The organism is Rhodovulum sp. DZ06 (genome assembly GCF_050586345.1).
Lineage (GTDB): Bacteria > Pseudomonadota > Alphaproteobacteria > Rhodobacterales > Rhodobacteraceae > JBOCEF01.
In genome coordinates, this window is sequence record NZ_JBOCEF010000018.1 from 26413 (window position 1) to 41344 (window position 14932).

General features: G+C 70.7%; 14 protein-coding genes. 4 read left to right on the forward strand and 10 right to left on the reverse strand.

The window, feature by feature from the left end:
* Positions 1-31 precede the first annotated feature (31 nt).
* Positions 32-637, reverse strand: a complete 606-nt coding sequence (locus ACQ5SO_RS10050) for a TetR/AcrR family transcriptional regulator (RefSeq protein WP_430941464.1) — start codon at positions 635-637, stop codon at positions 32-34.
* A gap of 157 nt (positions 638-794) precedes the next feature.
* Between ACQ5SO_RS10050 and ACQ5SO_RS10055 the strand changes: the two genes are divergently transcribed.
* From ACQ5SO_RS10055 to arsB, 3 genes are all read left to right on the forward strand, one after another.
* Entirely contained in the window at positions 795-1361 is a 567-nt protein-coding gene (locus tag ACQ5SO_RS10055; protein ID WP_430941465.1) for a carboxymuconolactone decarboxylase family protein, read from the forward strand.
* A gap of 153 nt (positions 1362-1514) precedes the next feature.
* Positions 1515-2417: a helix-turn-helix domain-containing protein gene (locus tag ACQ5SO_RS10060; protein WP_430941466.1), complete on the forward strand. Its 903-nt coding sequence runs from the start codon at positions 1515-1517 to the stop codon at positions 2415-2417.
* 48 nt (positions 2418-2465) lie between these two features.
* On the forward strand, positions 2466-3473 hold the full coding sequence (arsB, locus tag ACQ5SO_RS10065; protein WP_430941467.1) for an ACR3 family arsenite efflux transporter: 1008 nt from the start codon (positions 2466-2468) through the stop codon (positions 3471-3473).
* A gap of 48 nt (positions 3474-3521) precedes the next feature.
* On the opposite strand, the gene ACQ5SO_RS10070 is transcribed toward arsB, so the two are convergent.
* The 9 genes from ACQ5SO_RS10070 to ACQ5SO_RS10110 form a co-directional block, all read right to left on the reverse strand.
* The gene (locus tag ACQ5SO_RS10070; RefSeq protein WP_430941468.1) at positions 3522-4682 is read right to left on the reverse strand and encodes an acyl-CoA dehydrogenase family protein; all 1161 of its coding nucleotides are present in this window, start codon (positions 4680-4682) and stop codon (positions 3522-3524) included.
* Complete coding sequence (locus ACQ5SO_RS10075) at positions 4682-6235, reverse strand: AMP-binding protein (protein WP_430941469.1); 1554 nt, start codon at positions 6233-6235, stop codon at positions 4682-4684. The genes ACQ5SO_RS10070 and ACQ5SO_RS10075 overlap by 1 nt, the downstream gene beginning before the upstream one ends.
* Positions 6235-7392 carry an acyl-CoA dehydrogenase family protein gene (locus ACQ5SO_RS10080; RefSeq protein WP_430941470.1) on the reverse strand — a complete coding sequence of 386 codons (1158 nt, stop codon included), beginning with the start codon at positions 7390-7392 and terminating at the stop codon, positions 6235-6237. Before ACQ5SO_RS10080 ends, ACQ5SO_RS10075 begins: the two co-directional genes overlap by 1 nt.
* Before the next feature lie 172 nt (positions 7393-7564).
* Positions 7565-8740, reverse strand: a complete 1176-nt coding sequence (locus ACQ5SO_RS10085; protein ID WP_430941471.1) for an ABC transporter substrate-binding protein — start codon at positions 8738-8740, stop codon at positions 7565-7567.
* A gap of 50 nt (positions 8741-8790) precedes the next feature.
* Entirely contained in the window at positions 8791-10641 is a 1851-nt protein-coding gene (locus ACQ5SO_RS10090) for an AMP-dependent synthetase/ligase (protein ID WP_430941472.1), read from the reverse strand.
* Entirely contained in the window at positions 10632-11393 is a 762-nt protein-coding gene (locus ACQ5SO_RS10095) for an ABC transporter ATP-binding protein (protein ID WP_430941473.1), read from the reverse strand. The genes ACQ5SO_RS10090 and ACQ5SO_RS10095 overlap by 10 nt, the downstream gene beginning before the upstream one ends.
* Positions 11393-12166 carry an ABC transporter ATP-binding protein gene (locus ACQ5SO_RS10100; RefSeq protein ID WP_430941474.1) on the reverse strand — a complete coding sequence of 258 codons (774 nt, stop codon included), beginning with the start codon at positions 12164-12166 and terminating at the stop codon, positions 11393-11395. Before ACQ5SO_RS10100 ends, ACQ5SO_RS10095 begins: the two co-directional genes overlap by 1 nt.
* Positions 12163-13260 (reverse strand): branched-chain amino acid ABC transporter permease, encoded by a 1098-nt coding sequence (locus ACQ5SO_RS10105; RefSeq protein WP_430941475.1) that lies wholly within the window; start codon positions 13258-13260, stop codon positions 12163-12165. Before ACQ5SO_RS10105 ends, ACQ5SO_RS10100 begins: the two co-directional genes overlap by 4 nt.
* Before the next feature lie 4 nt (positions 13261-13264).
* Positions 13265-14143, reverse strand: coding sequence for a branched-chain amino acid ABC transporter permease (locus tag ACQ5SO_RS10110; RefSeq protein ID WP_430941476.1), 879 nt, complete (start codon positions 14141-14143; stop codon positions 13265-13267).
* A gap of 166 nt (positions 14144-14309) precedes the next feature.
* Between ACQ5SO_RS10110 and ACQ5SO_RS10115 the strand changes: the two genes are divergently transcribed.
* The gene (locus tag ACQ5SO_RS10115) at positions 14310-14930 is read left to right on the forward strand and encodes a TetR/AcrR family transcriptional regulator (protein ID WP_430941477.1); all 621 of its coding nucleotides are present in this window, start codon (positions 14310-14312) and stop codon (positions 14928-14930) included.
* The last annotated feature ends 2 nt before the right edge of the window (positions 14931-14932 follow it).

Below are 14932 nucleotides of genomic sequence, written 5' to 3' on the forward strand. Positions count from 1 at the left end.
GCCCCCGTCCTCCCGGCCCCGCCCCCCGCGCTTACGCGGGCGCCCGGCCCAGGCCCTCGACCTCGGCCGCCATCGCCTCGGCCATCGCGGCGCGCGCGTCGGGCGCCGCCCCGCGATGGGCCTCGAGCCTGAGCGCCGTGATCTCGCCCTGGTAGCGGCGGGCCAGCAGCTCCGGGTCCGCATCCCCCGGCAATTCCCCCGCCGCCTGCGCCTCGCGGAACCGTTCGGCGAAGGCGGCGCGCATGGCGTCGTAATAGTCCCGCGCCCGCTCGGCCACCGCGCCGTCGCCGGCTTGCGTCTCCAGCATCGTCTTGACGATCATGCACATCGGCGGCTCCGCGGCCCCCTCCCCACCGGCCGCGCCGAAGCCGCGCAGGTGGTCCGCGAGCCCCCCCAGCACCGTGTCCGCCCCCGCCATCCGCGCCGCCAGCCGCGCCCGGCTGCGGTCGCGATACCGGTCCAGCGCGGCCAGGAACAGCGCCTCCTTGCTCTTGAACGCCGCGTAGATGCTGCCCGGCTTCATCGCCAGCGCCGCCTCCAGGTCCTTGAGCGAGGTCGCGTGCCAGCCCTTGCGCCAGAACAGCGCCAGCGCGGCGTCCAGCGCCGCCTCGCGGTCATAGGGTTTCGCTCTCGTCATCCGTCGCAATCTATCCCCCGCGCCCGGGTTTGTCCCGCGGCGCCGAACACGTTTGAGCGATCACTCAAGTCCAGCATTGAGCAATCGCTCAAACGCGCCTAGCTCTCGGGGGGCGCGGCGGACCCCTCCGCCGATCCGAAACCGAAGGAGGCCCCCGATGGTCCAGTTCACCGCCCATACCGAAGACACCGCCCCCGAGGGCTCCAAGCCGCTGATCGCGAAGTCGAAGGCCGCGTTCGGGCGGCTGCCGGGCCTGCACGCGGTGCTGGCCGAATCCCCCGAGGCCTACGAGGGCTACCAGGCGCTGCACGCGCTGTTCCTCGCGACCTCGTTCACGGACGAGGAGAAGACGGTCGTCTGGCAGACCATCAATGTCGAGAACCGCTGCCATTACTGCGTCCCGGCCCATACCGGGATCGCGAAGGCGATGAAGGTGGATGACGCGGTGACCGAGGCGCTGCGCAACGAAACCCCGCTGCCGACCGCGAAGCTCGAGGCGCTGCGGGACTTCACGCTGAAGGTCATGCGCCAGGACGGCTTCGTGTCCGGGGCGGATACCGAGGCGTTCCTGGCGGCGGGCTTCACCACCCGCAACGTGCTCGAGGTGATCCTCGGCCTCGCGCAGAAGGTGATGTCGAACTACACCAACCACTTCGCGCAGACGCCGGTGGATCCGGTGATGCAGAAATTCGCCTGGACCCCGGCGCAGACCGCCGCCGAGTGAGGCCGGGCGCCCGCCGCGGCGGGCCCGGCAGGACCGAGAGGAAGGGGGGGCGCGCGGGCGCTCCCCCTTCTTTCGCGGAGGGGGGGCGAAGAATGACGGGAAGATGACGGCATTTCCCATGGCTGACCGCGCTTCTTCGTATATTCTGGAAATATGGAATCCGGCATCCCCGACCGCCTCGCCGCCCTCGGCCACCCGCAGCGGCTCGACATCTTCCGGCTGCTGATGCGCCGTTATCCCGACCGCGTGCCCGCGGGCGAGATCGCCGCCGCGCTCGGCCTGCCGGGCAGCACGCTGTCGGCCTATCTCTCGACCCTCGTGCAGGCGGGGCTGCTGGAGCGGGAACGGCAGGGCGCGTCGCTGCGCTACGCGGTGGCGATGGCGGCGGTGCAGGCGACCTTCGACCACCTGCTGGGCGATTGCTGCCGCGGGCGGCCCGAGCTCTGCGCGCCCGCCTTCGCCCCGGGCGCGGGGACGGAGGCGGCCAAGGTCCCCGCCACGGACGCGGCCCCCGACGCCTGCCCGCCCGGCCCGGCCGCCGCGGCGGCGCAGGGGCGCAGGCTCTCGGTGCTGTTCATCGGCTCGGGCGCCGCGGACCGGGCGCTGATCGCGCAGGCGCTGCTGCGCGACGCCGCCGGCGACCGGTTCGAGGCCCACGCCGCCGGCCTGCGCCCCGCCGCCGCGCCCCACCCCGCGGCGCTCTCGACCCTGCGGGCGCGCGGGCATGACCCCGCCGGGCTGCGCCCGCGCCCGCTCGCCGCCTTCCGCGGCCCCGGCGCCCCGGCGCTCGACTTCGTCTTCACCATCTGCGACCGCGCCGCCAACGCCGATTGCCCGGCCTGGGACGGGCGCCCCATCGCCGGGCACTGGGGCGTTCCCGACCCGGCCCTGGCCGCGGCGGACGCGGCCGCGCGCGCCGACGCCTTCGAGCGCGCCTATGCCGCGCTGGCCGAGCGCATCCGCGCCTTCGCCGCCCTGCCCCTCGGGGCGCTGGACCGCATCGCCGCCCAGGCCGCCGTCGACCGCATCGCGCGCGGCGCATCCCTTCCGGCCTGACGCCCCCGGGGGGGGAACGCGCCGCGCCGCTGAACAAGGAGAGCCGCCATGGGCGTGTTCGAGAAATACCTGTCGATCTGGGTCGCGCTGGCCATGGCCCTCGGGATCGCCATCGGCGCCGCCGCGCCGGGACTGGTCGAGCTGGTCGCCGCCGCCGAGATCGCCCGCGTCAACCTGGTGGTGGCCGCGCTGATCTGGGCCATGGTCTACCCGATGATGGTGGGGGTGGAGCCCGCGGCCCTGACCGGCGCGCTGAAGGCCCCCAGGGGACTGGCGGTGACGCTGGTCGTCAACTGGCTGATCAAGCCCTTCACCATGGCCGCCCTCGCCGTGCTGTTCTTCGAAGGCCTGTTCGCCGATTTCATCGCCCCCGGGGACGCGCAGCAATACATCGCCGGGCTGATCCTTCTGGGCGCCGCGCCCTGCACCGCGATGGTCTTCGTGTGGTCGCAGCTGACCCGGGGCGACGAGGCCTACACCCTGCTGCAGGTCTCGGTGAACGACGTGGTGATGGTGTTCGCCTTCGCGCCGATCGTCGCCTTCCTGCTCGGCGTCACCGACATCGCCGTGCCGTGGGAGACGCTGCTGCTCTCGGTCCTGCTCTTCGTCGCCGCGCCGCTGGCCGCCGGGGTCTGGACCCGCCGCCGCCTGCGCGACCCGGCCCGGATCGACGCGTTCCGCGCCCGGATCAAGCCCGCCTCGGTCGGCGGGCTGATCGCCACCGTCGCCATCCTCTTCGCCCTGCAGGGCGAGGTGATCCTGGAGCGGCCGGGGGTGATCGGCCTGATCGCGGTCCCGATCCTGGTGCAGAGCTATGGCATCTTCGCGCTGGCCTATGCCGCGGCCTGGGCGCTGAAGGTCCCGCACCGGGTGGCCGCGCCCTGCGCGCTGATCGGCACCTCGAACTTCTTCGAGCTGGCCGTGGCCGTCGCCATCTCGCTGTTCGGGCTGCAATCGGGCGCGGCGCTGGCCACCGTGGTCGGCGTGCTGGTCGAGGTGCCGGTGATGCTCTCGCTCGTCGCCTTCGCCAACGCCACCCGCGCCCGCTTCGGCTGAGGGGGGCGGGCGCCCCGGGCCTCCGCCTCCGGCCCCGCCCGCCCCCCTTCAGCGCAGGTCCTTCTCGCCCAGCCCGAGGGCGCGGCCGATGATCTCCTTCATGATCTCCGAGGTCCCGGCATAGATCCGCGCGATCCGGGCGTCGCGGAACATGCGGGCGATGGGCATCTCGTCCATGTAGCCCGCCCCGCCATGCAGCTGCAGGCCCTGGTCGGCGACCTCGCCCTGAAGCTCCGAGCAGACCAGCTTCAGCGCCGCCGCGTCCTCGGCCGTCAGCCGGTCGTCATTGGCCAGCACCACGCACTGGTCCAGCCAGGCCTGCGCCATGTCGAGCTTCGCGCGCAGCTCGGCCATCACGAAGCGGGTGTTCTGGAACGCGCCGATCGGGCGGCCGAAGGCGCGCCGCTCCTTCACCCAGTCCAGCGTCACGTCGAAGGCCGCCTGCGCATGGGCGAGCGAGCTGATCGCGCTCATCGTCCGCTCCACCGCCAGGCACTCGGTCATGTAGGCGAAGCCCGCGCCGGGATCGCCCAGCAGGTTCTCCTTCGGGACCTTCACGTTGTCGAAGCGGATCTCGGCGGTGTCCTGCGCAGGCAGGCCGAGCTTTTTCAGGTGCCGCCCGCGGCTGAACCCCGCCATGTCCGCCGTCACCACGAAAAGCCCGATCTGGCCGCGCCCCGCCCCGGTCTTCGCCGCGACCACGAAGAGGTCGCCGATGATCCCGTTGGAGATATAGGTCTTGGCCCCGTTCAGCAGCCAGTGATCGCCCATGTCCTCGGCCCGCGTGCGGATGGCGGCGAGGTCGGAGCCGGTGTCCGGCTCGGTCATCGCGATGGCCATGACCGTCTCGCCCGACACCGCGCCGGGCAGGAAGCGCGCCTTCTGCTCCGGCGTCGCGAAACGGTCCAGGTACGGCCCCACCAGCATCGAGTGGGCGTTGTGGAAAAAGCCGATATCGGTCCAGCGGATCGTCTCTTCCTGCAGGACCTGATCGTAGCGGATGTCGCGGATGCCGGGGCCGCCATATTCCTCTTCGGCCCAGAGGCAGAGCCAGCCCTGCGCGCCGAAGGCGGCGAAATCCGCGCGGTCCACGTGGCCCTGGTCGCGCCAGCGGTCGACCTTGTCGGCCATCTCGGCCTGGAGATAGCGGCGGACCGAGGTGCGGAACAGCTCGTGCTCGGGCTCCAGGTGCATGCGCGGGAAAGGCATCACGTCTCCTCCGTCAACTCGGCCCGCAGCCGGTGCTTGAGCACCTTGCCCGCGGGGGAAAGGGGCAGCGCCTCGGCCAGCGACACCGAGCGGGGCGCCTTGTAGCCGGCGATCAGCGGGCGGCAATGGGCGCGCACGGCCTCCAGGTCGGGCGCATGGCCCGGGGCGGGGACGATCACGGCGTGGACCCGCTCGCCCCAGTCGGGATCGGGCAGCGCGATCACCGCGCAGGCGGCGACGCCCGGCAGGGTCGAGAGGGCGTTCTCCACCTCGGCCGAGTAGACGTTCTCGCCCCCCGTCACGATCATGTCCTTCACCCGGTCGACCACGTGGAGGAAGCCGGCCGCATCCATGAACCCCGCGTCGCCGGTGTAAAGCCACCCGCCCGAGAGGGCCTTCGCCGTCTCCTCGGGGCGGTTCCAGTAGCCGAGCATGACCTGCGCGCCCTGCACGGCGATCTCTCCGACCGCGCCCACGGGCAGCGGGCGGCGGTCTGCGTCCACGATCCGCACCCGGGCGGTGGGCAAGGGCCGCCCGGCCGAGGTCAGGCGCGCCCTGGCCCCGTCCCCGAGGTGGTCGGCGGGGGCGAGGCAGGTGACGACGGGCGAGAACTCGGTCTGCCCGTAGACCTGCATGAACCCGGCGGTCGGGATCGCGGCCATGGCGCGGGCCAGCAGCGCGGTGTCGATCGGCGCGGCCCCGTAGCGGATCGAGATCAGCGAGGCCAGGTCGCGCGTCGCCGCGTCCGGGTGGTCGAGCAGCCGGCGCAGCATGGTCGGCACCACGAAGACGTCCCCGACCCGCTCCGCCTCGATCAGCCGCAGCGCCTCGGCCGCGTCGAAGGCGGGCAGGATCACCTGCGGCGCGCGGCGGAAGGCGAACTGGAAGATCACGCCGACGCCGCCGATGTGGAAGAAGGGCGCGACATGCAGCCCCGGCGCGTCGCCGCCATTGGGCGCGGCGGCGGTCAGCGACAGGGTGCAGGCGGCGATCCCGGCATGGGACAGCATCACCCCCTTGGGCCGCCCCGTCGTCCCCCCGGTATAGAGCAGCGCGGCCATGTCGTCGCCGCAGGCCCCCGCATCCGGCGCCGGGTCATGCGCGGCGATCAGCGCCTCGAACCCCTCGGCGCCCCCGGGCGGGGGGCCGTCCCCGGCATGGATCACGTGGGCGATGCAGGGGGCGAGGGCGCGCAATTCGGGGACCATCGGCGCGAAGGCGTCGTCGACGACCAGCACCCGCGTGCCGCTGTCTTCCAGGGAAAAGGCCATCTCCGCCGCCGACCAGCGCGCGTTGACCGGGTTGATCGCCGCCCCGGCCCAGAGGGTCGCGAAGACGTATTCCACGAAGCGGTCCGAGTTATGGGCCAGCATCGCCACCCGGTCCCCGCGCCCCACCCCGCGGGCGGCGAGCGCGGCGGCGAGGCGCGCGACCCGGTCCGCCGCTTCCGCGTTGCTGCGCCGCCGGCCGCCGAACACGGTGAAGACGCCGCCCGGGCGCTCCTCGGCCGCCTTCAGCAGCGGCAGCGTCAGCGACAGGCCCGCGCCCGCCATCAGTTCTTCTTCCGCTCGTCGAGGCCGAGCCCCCGGCCGATGATCTCGCGCATGATCTCGGAGGTCCCGGCATAGATCCGGCTGATCCGCGCGTCGCGATAGAGGCGGGAGATCTCGTACTCGTCCATGTAGCCCGCCCCGCCATGAAGCTGCAGGCACTCGTCCACCGCGCGCCCCTCGACCTCGGAGGTGAAGAGCTTGGCCTCGGCGGCCATCTCGGGGGTCAGGGTCCCCTCCATGTGCTCGCGCACGCAGTGGTCGGTCAGCGCCCAGGCCGCGTCCAGTTCCGTGCGGATCGAGGCCATCTTGAAGCGCGAGTTCTGGAACGTGCCCACGGGGCGGCCGAAGGCGCGGCGCTCCATGATGTATTCCATGGTGGCGTCGAAGGCGTGCTCGGCCCGGGCGCAGAAGCCGACGGCGCCCATCAGGCGTTCCTCGGCCAGGTTGGTCATCATGATCTTGAAGCCCATGCGCGGGTCGCCCAGCACGTTGGCCTTGGGCACCTTCACGTCCTCGAAGAACAGCTCGGCCGTGTCCTGGCTCTCGAGCCCGACCTTCTTGAGGTTCCGCCCGCGGCTGAACCCCTCCATCCCCGCCTCGACCCAGAACAGGCCGATCTCGTGCGGCTTGTCCGGGTTGGTGCGGGCGGCGACCAGCACCAGGTCGGCGAGATGGCCGTTGGAGATATAGGTCTTGGCCCCGTTCAGGACCCAGTGATCCTCCATCTCCACCGCGCGGGTGCGCATCCCGGCCAGGTCCGAGCCGGTGTCCGGCTCGGTCATCGCGATGGCGAGGATAAGCTCGCCCGACACCGCGCCGGGCATGAAGCGGGCGCGCTGCGCGTCGCTGGCGAAGTTCTGCAGGTAGGGGCCGACGATGCGGTTGTGCAGCCCGAGGAACAGGCCGGATTCGCGGCTCGAGAGCTCCTCGTTCAGGATCATGTCGTAGCGAAAATCGGTGAGGCCCAGGCCGCCGTATTTCTCGTCCGCATACATGCACAGGAAGCCGTTCTCCCCCGCGCTGCGCCAGACCTCGCGGCTCACGCTCCCGGCCTCGCGCCAGGCCTCGCGGTGGGGGAAGACCTCGGCCTCGGCCCAGCCGCGGACCGTGCGGCGGAACATCTCGTGCTCTTCGTCATAGATGGTGCGTTTGAGCATGGCGCATCCTTTCGGCGGCCCGCGCGGTGGGGGGCGCGGCCGGGGGTCGGTATCATCGGGACAGGGCTTGGGGTCCGGCCGGCGGGCGGCGGCGGCGGCGGCGGGCGCGACGGGCCGGCAGGTCCGGGGGGCGGGCGCGCCCGCCCCCCCGGGGATCGTCAGCGACCCGAGGTCACTTGATCGTTTCGATCGTCTTCCACGAGCCGTTGTCGATCTCGGAGATGAAGATGGTGTTCGCGCCGACATGGTTGTCGGCCGAGTAGCTCACGTCCACCGCCGAGATGTCGTCGTGGTAGCTGAGCGATTCCATCGCCTTCAGGAAGCTCTCGCGGGTCAGCGGCTCCTCCGCCGCCTCCAGCGCGCGCACGAACTGCTCGGCGCCCGAGCGGCCCAGGATCGCGCCCGTGCCCGGCAGGTTCTCACCCGTCGCCTCCTTGTACTCGGCGATCCACTCGGCCACCGCCGGGTCGCCCGCGCGGGCCTCGAGATCCTGCCAGCCGGAGCCGGCGAAGACGCCCGAGGTCACGCCCTGGGCGGCGAGGCCCTTGGCGACGACGGTGTGGAAACCGGCCGAGGACAGCAGGAACCGGGTGTCCTCCATGCCCAGCTTGCGGGCGGTGGCGATGGCGTTGATCATCTGGCCGATGCCCAGCGCCATGCCGACCGTGTCGCAGCCGCTTTCCTTGATGCGGCCGAGGGCGCCGGTGAAGTCGCTCTCGTCGGGCTTGTGCGACAGCTCCACCCCCATCTCGAGCCCGGCTTCCTTGACGCCGTCGAGCACGCCCGCCTCGATCTCCTTGCCGAAATCGGTGGGCAGGAACATCAGGCAGAACTTCTTGGCGCCCTGCTTCTCGGCCATGTACTTCACCGAGGTCTTCACGCCCTCGTAATAGCTCGCCGCGCTGGCGAACTTCCACGGCGCGGGCGGGTCCACCATCTGCCGCGCGGCCGAGAGCGGGTAGACGTTCGGGATCCCCTGCGGGCCCATCATCTGGAACATCGCCAGGTTATGGGGCGTCCCGAGGTTCAGCAGCATGGCGAAGACGCGGTCGCGGTTGATCAGCTTGTTCGCCGCCTGCATCGCCTTGGGAACCTGGTAGCCGTGGTCCTCGGTGATGTAGGTGATCTTGCGCCCGTTCACGCCGCCCGCGGCGTTGATCTTCTCGAAATAGAGGTTCGCCGCGGTGACCGCCGGGACCGAGAAGGGCGCGAAGATGCCCGACAGGTCATGCGCGGCGCCGATGATGATCTCATCATCGCTGACGCCCGGCGCGTCCGCGGCGGCGGTCGTCGCGGCGGCGGCCGCGGCGATGGCCGCGGCGGCGGCGAGGGTGAAGAGTTTCTTCATGGTATCCTCCCAGTTGTGTCCGACCGTCTCCCGCCGGTCGGTACAGGTCGTCAGTACATCTCGTCGATGAGCCCCTTGTGGCGCTCGTTCACGAAATTCCGCTTCAGCTTCATCGTCGGCGTCAGCTCCTCGTCCTCCGCCGTCAGCAGGATGTCGATCAGGCGGAAATCCTTCAGCTGCTCGACCTGCGCGAATTGCCTGTTGGTCTCGGCCACCACCTCGCCGATCAGCGCCCGCACCTCCGCCGCGCGGGTGAGCGAGGCGAAGTCCGAGAACGGGACCTGCCGGTCCTGCGCGAACTTCTCCACATTCTCCTGGTCGATCATCACGAGGCAGGTGAGGTACTTGCGCCGGTCGCCGATCACCACCGCGTCGGCGATGTAGGGGCTGAACTTCAGGCGGCTCTCGATCTCCGCCGGGGTGATGTTCTTGCCCCCCGCGGTGATGATGATGTCCTTGGCCCGCCCGGTGATGGTCAGGCGGCCCTGGTTGTCGATGCGCCCCAGGTCCCCGGTGCGCAGCCAGCCGTCCTCGGTGAAGGTCTCGGCCGTCTTCTCGGGCTTGTTCCAGTAGCCGCCGAACACGCCCGCGCCGCGGACCTCCAGCTCGCCCTCGGGCGACAGGCGCAGGTCCACCCCCGGCAGGGGCTTGCCCACGGTGCCCACCGCGTTGTCCTCGACCGTGTTGATCGTGGCGACGCCGGTGGTCTCGGTCATCCCGTAGCCCTCGATCAGCGGGACCCCGATGCCGTCGAACCAGTCGATCAGCTCGGGCGAGATCGGCGCCGCGCCGGAGGTCACCCGCCGCGCGTTGTCGAGGCCGAGCATCCGGCGCAGGTTGCCCAGCACCAGCCAGTCGGCGATGGCGAACTGGATCTTCAGCCCCGCCGGGACCGGCTTGCCCTCGGCCCGCGCCTTCGCCCGCGCCGTGCCGACGCGGATCGCCCAGTCGAAGGCCGCCCCGCCGATCCGCCCGGCCTCCGAGCGCATGATCATCACCCGGGAGTGGATCTTCTCCCAGATCCGCGGCACCCCGGCGAAGGTGTCGGGCGACACCTCGCGCAGGTTCTCGAACACCGTCTCCGGGCTCTCGGCGAAGTTGACCACGCAGGCGTTGGCCAGCGCCGCCTCGACCGAGACCAGCCGCTCCAGCACGTGGCACAGCGGCAGGAAGCACAGCAGCTCGTCCCCCGCCTTGAAGTCGAGCATCCGGCGCCCGGCCGAGAGCTGGAAGATCATGTTGCGATGGGTGCAGATCGCCCCCTTGGGCGGCCCGGTGGTCCCCGAGGTGTAGATCAGCATCCGCGGATCGTTCGGCTTCACCTCGTACAGCGCCTTTTCGAACCGGTCCGGGTGTTCGGCCCCCTGCCCGCGGGCGACGAGCTCGTCATAGAACTCCACCTGCGGGTCCGAGAAATCGACCAGCCCCTCGCGCTCGTAGATCACCACGCGCTCGATCCCCGGCATGTCGCCGCGGGCGGTCAGCCACTTGTCGAGCTGCTCCTCGTTCTCGACGAACAGCACCCGGGCGCCGCTGTCCTGCGCGAGGTACGCCAGCTGGTTCGGGCTGTCGGTGGTGTAGACCCCGGTCGGGATCGCGCCGATGGCGGCGGCGGCGAGGTCGCAGCACAGCCATTCGCGCCGGTCCTCGGCCAGGATCAGCACCGGCTCGCCCTTCCGCACGCCAAGGTCCATGAGCGCGAGGCCCACGGCCCGGGATTCCTCGTACCAGTCGGTCCAGGACCAGGCCTGCCAGATGCCCAGCTTCTTCTCGCGGTGGCAGGTGGCGGCGCCCAGCTCCTTGCAGCGCGCGGCCCAGAGGGCGACGATGGTCTCGTGCCCGTCGAACTCCACCGTCTCGCCCGACGCGGCGGCGGCCGGAACGCCCGTCATCATCTCCATGTCTTGCGCCTCTTCCAACGTTTCTCGCCGCGGGCCGCGTCGTCGGACCGGCCAAGGTAGAATTCCTGGATGTCCTCGGACGCCTTGAGCCGCTCGGTCGGCCCGGCCATCACGATGCGCCCGGTCTCGAGCACGTAGCCCGAATGCGCCGTCTCCAGCGCCACGTGGGCGTTCTGCTCGACCAGCAGCATGGTCACCTTCCGCTCGGCGTTCAGCCGCGCGACGATGCCGAAGATCTCCTGCGTCAGCAGGGGCGAGAGGCCGAGCGACGGCTCGTCCAGCATCATCAGCGTGGGCTGCGCCATCAGCCCGCGGCCGATGGCCAGCATCTGCTGCTGCCCGCCCGACAGAAGGCCCGCTTGCTGCTTGCGCCGCTCCTTCAGGATCGGGAAGTAGTCATAGCACATCTCGATATCGCCCGAGACGTCCCCGGGCCGGGTGTAGGCCCCGAGCCTGAGGTTCTCCTCCACCGACAGGTAGGGGAACACCTCGCGCCCCTCGGGGACCAGCGACAGCCCCTTGCGCACCAGCCTGTCGGTGTCGGCGCCGTCGATGCGCGTCCCCTGGAAGGTGATGTCGCCCTTGGTCGGGGTCATCAGCCCGGCGATGGCCTTCATCAGCGTGGACTTGCCCGCGCCGTTGGCCCCCAGGATGGCGACGATCTCGCCCTCGGCCACGTCGATCGAGACCCCGCGCAGCGCGGTGACCGCGCCGTAGGAGACCTCGAGGTTGCTCACGGAAAGAACGGTCATCACGCGGCCCCCACGCTGGCGCCCAGGTACGCGGCCTGGACCTGCGGGTCCGCCTGCACCTCGGCGGGCGTGCCGAGGGCCAGCGGCTTGCCGTTGGCCACCGCCAGCACCCGGTCGCAGGTGCGGCTGACCAGCGACATGTCATGCTCCACCATCACCACGGTCAGGCCCATCACCCGGCGCATGTCCTCGATCCAGAAGGACACGTCCCGCGTCTCCTCGACCGACAGGCCCGAGGCGGGCTCGTCCAGCAGGATCAGCTTCGGGCCCAGCGCCATGGCGCGGCCGATCTCCACCACCTTCCGGACGCCGTAAGGCAGCCCCGCGATCATCGAGCGCCGATAGGCCTCGAGCTCCAGGAACTCGATCACCTTCTCGACCTCGAGCCGGTGCGCCCGTTCCGCCCGGCGCACCGAGGGCAGGTGCAGGATGTCGGAGACGAAGTTGGTCCCCTTGTGCGCGTGCCGCCCCATCAGCAGGTTGTCGAGCACGGTCGAATGGTCGAACAGCTCGATGTTCTGGAACGTGCGCGCGATCCCGAGCGGCGCGATCTGGTGCGCCTTCAGGGCGGTGATGTCCCGCCCCTCGAACCGGATCTTCCCGCGGGTGGGCTCATAGATGCGGCTGATCAGGTTGAAGATGGTCGACTTGCCGGCGCCGTTCGGGCCGATGATGGCGAAGACCTCGCCCTCCTCGACCGCGAAGGACACCCCGTCCACCGCCTTCACGCCGCCGAAATGGACGGCGAGGTCCTCGACTTCCAGCAGGCTCATTTCATCCGCTCCGTCTTCAGGTAGGTCTTCTGGCGACGGAACATGTCGCGGCGCGCCAGCGGGAACAGCTCGGCCCAGGCCCGCAGCTTGCGCCAGCTGCCGTAGAGCCCCGCGGGCTCGTAGATGATGAAGCCCATCAGGATCGCCGCGAACAGCGCGGTGTCGAGGCCGGGGATGGAGCTGAGATCCACCCCGAAGCCCGCCTTCACGTTGTCGCGCAGGATCGCGATCACCTGCGGCATCCCGGTGATCAGGATCGCGCCGAGATAGGCCCCCTGGATCGACCCCAGCCCGCCGATGGTGACCACCAGCAGCAGGTTGATCGAGATGAAGATCGAGAAGAGCTCGTAGTTGAAGAAGCCGATGAAATGCCCCATCAGCGCCCCCGCCAGCCCCGTCACCCCCGCCGACAGCCCGAAGGCCAGCGCGCGGGTCTTCGGCACGTCGACGCCCAGCGCCCGGGCCGAGACCTCGGAATCGCGCACCGCGAGGAAGGACCGGCCCGTCGGCGCCCGCATCAGGTTGGCATAGCCCCAGGTCACCAGCGCGACGACGGCGAGGCAGAGCCAGTAGAAATTGTCGAGATGCGCGTAGCGGTCGAAGGAAATCCCGAGGATCTCCACCGACGGGGCCATGATCCCGCCCACGCCGCCGGTGATCGGCTCGAGCGCGATCACCATCTCCTCGACCAGCGCGAAGACGGCGAGGGTGGCGATGGCCAGGTAGATGCCCGACAGCTTCGCCGCCGGGATCGCCACCAGCGCGCCGAACACCCCCGCCACGATCCCCGCGACGGGGAAGGCGATGATGAAGGGAACCCCCGCGGTCATCAGCGCCGCGTCGGTATAGGCCCCGACCGCCAGGAAGGCGGCATGCCCGAGGCTCACCAGCCCCGTGTGCCCCACCGCCACCATCAGGCCCATGCCCGCCAGCGCCCAGATCAGCGTGTTCGCCGCCTCGGCCAGGTAGTAATCGCCCACCGCGAAGGGCAGCAGCGCCATCGCCAGCAGCAGCGCGCCCATCCAGGCCCGGTCCCGCCAGCTTTCATGCAGGTCGATGTCGCGGTCGTAAGAGGTCTTGAGGATCACCCGCATCGCATCAGACCTTCTTCGCCATCATCTGGCTGAACAGCCCGCCGGGCCGCGCCACCAGGACCGCCAGCATCAGGATGTACGGCGTCATCTTCGCGATCTCCGAGGGCGCGTAGCGGCCCGCCAGCGGCTCGGCCACCCCGATCAGCAGCCCGCCCAGCAGCGCGCCGGGAAGCGACCCGAGCCCGCCGATCACCGCCGCCGCGAAGGCCTTGATGCCCAGAAGGCCGATATTCGGGTCGATCGCGCCGCGGGTCGCGAACAGCACCCCCGCCACCGTCGCCACCGCCCCCGACAGGCCCCAGATCAGCGCGTTCACCCGCATCACCGGTACGCCCACGATGCAGGCCGCCATCTGGTTCTGCGACGCCGCCTGCGCGGCCATGCCGACCCGGGTGAAGGCGAAGAACGCCCACAGGCCCACGGTCAGTCCCACGGTGGTGACGATGGTGACGATGTCGGCGACGGACACGGTCAGCGTGCCCATGTGCACCGCGCTCCCGGAGAACGGCGTCTCCAGCACCAGCGGCGTGTAGCCCCAGATCGACCCGGCCACGAAGCGCAGCAGGAACCCGAAGGCGATGGTCAGGATCACCAGCGCGAATTGCGGCTGGCCGAACAGGCGCCGCACCACGAACCGCTCCGTCGCCCAGCCCACGCCGAACATCATCGACACCGCGATGGGCACGGCCAGCCAGAACGACAGCCCCAGGTGGTCGGCATTGCCGAAGCCCAGCGCCATGAAGGCCCCGAGCATCATCATGTCGCCCTGCGCGAAATTCACGCCCTCGCTGGACTTGTAGATGAGCACGAAGCCGAGGGCCACGAGCCCGTAGATGCAGCCGTTGGCCACGCCCCCGATCAGGAGCTGCACAAGCTCCGTCATCGGGCGGCGCGCCCGAGGGCGCCTCCCTTGCAGTCGGTCATTCCGCCTTCCTACCTGTCGGCGGTGAACGTTATTGACTCGATTTAAACAGGGGTGTTCAATTTGCGTCAACAGTTTTTCTAAAGCGCTGTTTTACGCAGTGCAGCAAAGGTTTCGCGGGGGCGAAATGCAACCGAGCGCCCTGCGCATCCACAAGGCCGCCCTGCGGATCTTCGCCGATCACGGCGGCTCCAGCGTGGCGATCAGCGAGCTGGCGCGCGAGGCGGGCGTGTCCCGCGGCACCGTCTACAACAATCTCGACGACCCGGCGGACCTGTTCCCCGCCCTCTGCGCCCTGCTGGCGGATGAATTCCTCGATTCCGTCAACGGCGTCTGCGCGGGGATGGAGGACCCGGCCGAGAAAATCTCGGCCGCGATCCGCCTCGGGGTGCGACGGGTGCATGACGAGCCGCACTGGGGCCGGTTCATCGCCCGCTACGCGATGCTGGAGCCGCGCCTCGGCACCTTCTGGGGCGCGATGCCGGCGGCCGAGCTGCGGCGCGGCATCGCCTCGGGGCGGTTCTCGCTGCGCCCCGAGCAGGTCCCCTCGGCCACCGCCACCGCCGGCGGGGCCACCTTCGGGGCGATCTCCATCGTGCTCGACGGCCGCCGGGCGTGGCGCGAGGCGGGGACCGACGCGGCGGAGATCGTGCTGCGCGGCATCGGGGTCCCGGCGCGCGAGGCGCGGGTGATCTCGCACCAGCCGCTGCCCGCCCTGCCCCTCGTGTTCGATTACGAGGGCGTCTGAGC

Bases quoted from the DNA above. Each gene is read 5' to 3' on its own strand.
- ACQ5SO_RS10050 (WP_430941464.1), bottom strand. From the start codon at position 637: ATGACGAGAGCGAAACCCTATGACCGCGAGGCGGCGCTGGACGCCGCG.
- ACQ5SO_RS10085 (WP_430941471.1), bottom strand. From the start codon at position 8,740: ATGAAGAAACTCTTCACCCTCGCCGCCGCCGCGGCCATCGCCGCGGCC.
- ACQ5SO_RS10095 (WP_430941473.1), bottom strand. From the start codon at position 11,393: ATGACCGTTCTTTCCGTGAGCAACCTCGAGGTCTCCTACGGCGCGGTC.
- ACQ5SO_RS10110 (WP_430941476.1), bottom strand. From the start codon at position 14,143: ATGACGGAGCTTGTGCAGCTCCTGATCGGGGGCGTGGCCAACGGCTGC.
- ACQ5SO_RS10090 (WP_430941472.1), bottom strand. From the start codon at position 10,641: ATGGAGATGATGACGGGCGTTCCGGCCGCCGCCGCGTCGGGCGAGACG.
- ACQ5SO_RS10105 (WP_430941475.1), bottom strand. From the start codon at position 13,260: ATGCGGGTGATCCTCAAGACCTCTTACGACCGCGACATCGACCTGCAT.
- ACQ5SO_RS10115 (WP_430941477.1), top strand. From the start codon at position 14,310: ATGCAACCGAGCGCCCTGCGCATCCACAAGGCCGCCCTGCGGATCTTC.
- arsB (WP_430941467.1), top strand. From the start codon at position 2,466: ATGGGCGTGTTCGAGAAATACCTGTCGATCTGGGTCGCGCTGGCCATG.
- ACQ5SO_RS10055 (WP_430941465.1), top strand. From the start codon at position 795: ATGGTCCAGTTCACCGCCCATACCGAAGACACCGCCCCCGAGGGCTCC.
- ACQ5SO_RS10100 (WP_430941474.1), bottom strand. From the start codon at position 12,166: ATGAGCCTGCTGGAAGTCGAGGACCTCGCCGTCCATTTCGGCGGCGTG.
- ACQ5SO_RS10075 (WP_430941469.1), bottom strand. From the start codon at position 6,235: ATGGCGGGCGCGGGCCTGTCGCTGACGCTGCCGCTGCTGAAGGCGGCC.
- ACQ5SO_RS10080 (WP_430941470.1), bottom strand. From the start codon at position 7,392: ATGCTCAAACGCACCATCTATGACGAAGAGCACGAGATGTTCCGCCGC.
- ACQ5SO_RS10060 (WP_430941466.1), top strand. From the start codon at position 1,515: ATGGAATCCGGCATCCCCGACCGCCTCGCCGCCCTCGGCCACCCGCAG.
- ACQ5SO_RS10070 (WP_430941468.1), bottom strand. From the start codon at position 4,682: ATGCCTTTCCCGCGCATGCACCTGGAGCCCGAGCACGAGCTGTTCCGC.